Genomic DNA, 2561 nt, shown 5'->3' on the forward strand with positions numbered 1-2561 from the left:
GCAAGTCCCTAAGTACCTCAGCATAATTAAAATCCAGATCTAAAGTCTGCGGCGCACGCTGCGCGTGCGCCGCAGGTTTTAGGGTTTTATATTTAATTAAGCCCACTTACTTATTGGTTAGTATTGCTTATTTGATCGATAAAACTAGGGCATCAAGTCTTCTAATTCTTTCAACCATGATTTTCATCACGTTAATCGCGAAGTTAGGAGTTTGTTGTACCAAAAAAGAAAAACGTTTTTGATCGACAGGTACTAGCTTGCATTCGGTTTTAGCGATCGCTGTAGCACTTCTTGGGCTGGCATCAATTAGAGCCATTTCTCCCACGATTCCTCCCGCTCCAGTAGTATCCAAGATTTTGCCATCTATGAAAATTTCTACTTCACCTTCTACGATCACATACATGCGATCGGCAACTCCACCTTTATGGAAGACCACATCGCCTGCTGGAAAAGTGATGTAGTCTGTAGCATTTTTAAACAAATCGATGGTAGTCAAAATCAAACTCCGCTTTATACATACGTGAATATAAATATGACTTTTATTGTATTGCCAATTGACATTTTAGGCATCGACTTAAATCACAAAAATAAATCCCCATAACTATTGCCTAACAATGATTTAGGGTTTGCGATAATTTCAAAAACTGTAATTTATATGGTTAAATTTAGATTAATAAAAGGTTAAATGTATGTAATGATTGCGCGATTAAAATAGCGATCGCTGCACCAATAGTTGTATTAATTCCATTGACTAATTCATTAGTAAGCCAATCGTATTTATTTTGGAGAGTTGCTCCGATTAAACTCTCGATATTGGTGGCTATAAAGGCGGCGATCGCACACCAAAGCAGACTCCAAGGGCTAGAAAGTAAACCTACCGCCCAACCAATCACCGCAATTAACAAAGAGCCCATCACTCCCGCGATCGTTCCTTCTAAGCTCACCGCTCCCTCTGTACCTGCGGCAACTGGCTTGAGGGTAGTAATTAAAAAGGTGCTTTTTCCATAGGCTTTGCCTATCTCGCTAGCGGTTGTATCGGCGAGTTTGGTACTGAGGCTAGCTACATAGGCTAGTAGCCAGATTGGATTGGGGACTATGGCTTGGGCGATCGCGCATACTGCCCCCGTCGCTGCCGATCCCCAGAGATTTTCAGGTCCTCTTGCTCCATCACGTTTTTCGGCGATGCCCTTAGCTTCTTTGATCTCCTTACCAATGCGCGTTACCCCCGAACCTACGATCAGATAGCTTAAAATGACGGTATAACCCTGCCATCCTAAACAGCCCCAGATTATAATTCCCAAGCCCCAAGCGTGGCAAATACCTGCGGTAGTTAAGACTTTACGCGGCAACGTGAGAGCGATCGCGCCTAGGATGGTATTGAGGGCGATCGCAATTAACCACTTCTCATTAATTGGGAAATTAATTGGGAAATTAATTAGGAAACTATTTATCATAGAACTTAATCTTAGAACTTAATCTTTGGTAAAGGATCTTTGGTTAGGGATATTGATAACAGGCATTGGTCAGCTAACAAACGCTAGCTATCAACATATTACTGAATATATAAGCAATGAATATATAAGCAATGAATATATAAGCAATGAACATACAGGCAATGAACATAAGTACCTCAGCATAATTAAAATCCCGATCTAAAACCTGCGGCGCACGCTGTGCGTGCATCGCAGGTTTTAGGGTTTTATATTTAATTAAGTCCACTTACCTATAAGTACTGAACATATATTTGGAGTAAACATAATGTCGGAAGCCTTCTCTCAGTTTTTGGATAATTTTCGATGGATGAGTTGGAATCTCTTTTTAGCAATTATTCCTTGCCTATTGAGCTTTATTTTATTCATAAAGCGATCGCCTAAGCGCTTACCTCAAAATATTACGTGGTGGCTGGGGCTAACAATTTTTATTCTCTTCCTGCCGAATGCCCCTTACATAATTACCGATATTATTCACTTTGTGGATGATGTAAGAACCCCTGAAATTTCGGATAATGGCATAATTTTTGTCTTGATTCCCCAATATACGATCTTCATATTGTGTGGGTTTCAATGCTACGTAATATCGTTAATGAGGCTCATTCAATATTTAGGTTGGCTGAAGCTGATCGAGCACATAACTTTCATGGAAGTTGGCATGAATTTCATCTGTGCGATCGGCGTATATTTAGGAAGGGTCAATCGCTTGAATAGTTGGGATGTATTTACTCAACCCCAGTATGTTATGCAACATGCATTCCAAAATCTGGAAAATCCCAATTTCTTCTTCGGCACGATTTTGTTTTTCCTTGTCTTCACTAGTCTGTACTACGTTTTCAAATGGATTAATTTAGCGATCGCTTTTTACTGGCAAAATCACGCCGATCGAGTCTCTGTATAGAGAGATTGATATAGCACGGCAACCCTCTTTTTTATGTCCTGATCCAGTTGACAGCAGCTTTTTATACCAATTCACTGAAGTGAGCCAACACTTCAGTGAATTAAAAACAAACCCAGTAAGGGTTTTTGAGTTAAGAAATGGCTCCCCCATTTCTTAACTTGGTATTAGAA

At 40.1% G+C, this 2561-nt stretch carries 3 protein-coding genes; 1 reads left to right on the forward strand and 2 read right to left on the reverse strand.

Annotated elements, in window-relative coordinates; genetic code table 11:
* Positions 1–127 precede the first annotated feature (127 nt).
* Together AC805_RS14140 and AC805_RS14145 are read right to left on the reverse strand one after the other, a co-directional pair.
* Positions 128–496 carry a cyclic nucleotide-binding domain-containing protein gene (locus AC805_RS14140; protein ID WP_055076016.1) on the reverse strand — a complete coding sequence of 123 codons (369 nt, stop codon included), beginning with the start codon at positions 494–496 and terminating at the stop codon, positions 128–130.
* A gap of 169 nt (positions 497–665) precedes the next feature.
* Positions 666–1454: a TIGR00297 family protein gene (locus tag AC805_RS14145; protein WP_055076013.1), complete on the reverse strand. Its 789-nt coding sequence runs from the start codon at positions 1452–1454 to the stop codon at positions 666–668.
* 304 nt (positions 1455–1758) lie between these two features.
* Between AC805_RS14145 and AC805_RS14155 the strand changes: the two genes are divergently transcribed.
* Positions 1759–2391: a DUF1361 domain-containing protein gene (locus AC805_RS14155; protein ID WP_055076015.1), complete on the forward strand. Its 633-nt coding sequence runs from the start codon at positions 1759–1761 to the stop codon at positions 2389–2391.
* The last annotated feature ends 170 nt before the right edge of the window (positions 2392–2561 follow it).

The organism is Pseudanabaena sp. 'Roaring Creek', assembly GCF_001402795.1.
Classification (GTDB): domain Bacteria; phylum Cyanobacteriota; class Cyanobacteriia; order Pseudanabaenales; family Pseudanabaenaceae; genus Pseudanabaena.